This is a genomic window from Rhodococcus sp. ENV425, from assembly GCF_002887785.1.
In the GTDB taxonomy this organism is placed as follows: domain Bacteria; phylum Actinomycetota; class Actinomycetes; order Mycobacteriales; family Mycobacteriaceae; genus Rhodococcus; species Rhodococcus aetherivorans.
In genome coordinates this window covers 1-806 of the sequence record NZ_PCZU01000161.1, presented here as the reverse complement: position 1 = coordinate 806, position 806 = coordinate 1, and the positions used below count along the sequence as shown (strand labels likewise).

Annotated in this window: 1 protein-coding gene; it reads left to right on the top strand. The window is 68.0% G+C overall.

Features of this window, described 5'->3' with window-relative positions; genetic code table 11:
- Nucleotides 1-561: DUF6308 family protein (locus CQZ88_RS13435; protein WP_258008586.1), on the top strand; the 561-nt coding region annotated here is incomplete at its 5' end.
- Nucleotides 562-806: the final 245 nt, after the last annotated feature.

The window sequence follows — 806 nt, the reverse complement described above, 5'->3', positions numbered from 1 at the left end:
GTGGCCCGCTACGACCTGCCCGGACCCGGACCCGCCGCGGTGATCACTGTCGACGAGATCGCCCGCACCCACAAGGTGCGCTCCCGGATCAGCCACGCCCAACGCGACTGGTTCATCCGCAGCGCCGTCGACGCCCCGTGGGCGGCGGTGCCGACCGAGGCGCAGCTGGTCGACGCCGACCCGAACGTCAGCGGCGGACTCTACGACCGTGCCGAAGCTCTCTACGAGCATTTCCGCACCGCCGCTCCCCGGCAGGTGGGGGTCGCCAAGATCAGCAAGGTACTCCACATCAAACGCCCCGGATTGTTCCCCGTCCGCGACTCGAAGGTCATGGCGTTCTACCGGCTCCACGCTCGTGCCGCCGCCGCCCGATACCCCCACCGCGGCAGACGGAAGATGTTCTGGGCAGCCATCCGCGACGACGTGTGCACCAACCTCGACAACGGTGCCCTCCCGCTGTTCCGCCGCCGCCTGGAGCAGTCCGAGACCGAGCAGGTCCGCCGGCTCACCACCCTGACCGATGTGCGTCTGCTCGACCTGCTGACCTGGGCTGTCGCCTGACATGCAGGGTCGGTAAGTTACCGGGCGCAGACCCGCGCCGACCACGGAGCTTCACACCGTCTCGAGGTGTCAGCCAACACAATCGACCTCACGTTCGCTCGCCGCGGCTTTTCGCAGGTCGGGACCATTGCGGGCTATGTCAGGGTGGAGCGCACGTCGATCGTCGCGCGGAACCAGCGGGCCAGGTACTTGTCGGCCATCAACTCCGAATGGGCCTCGACGTAGCCGATGAACCAGCCGGACAG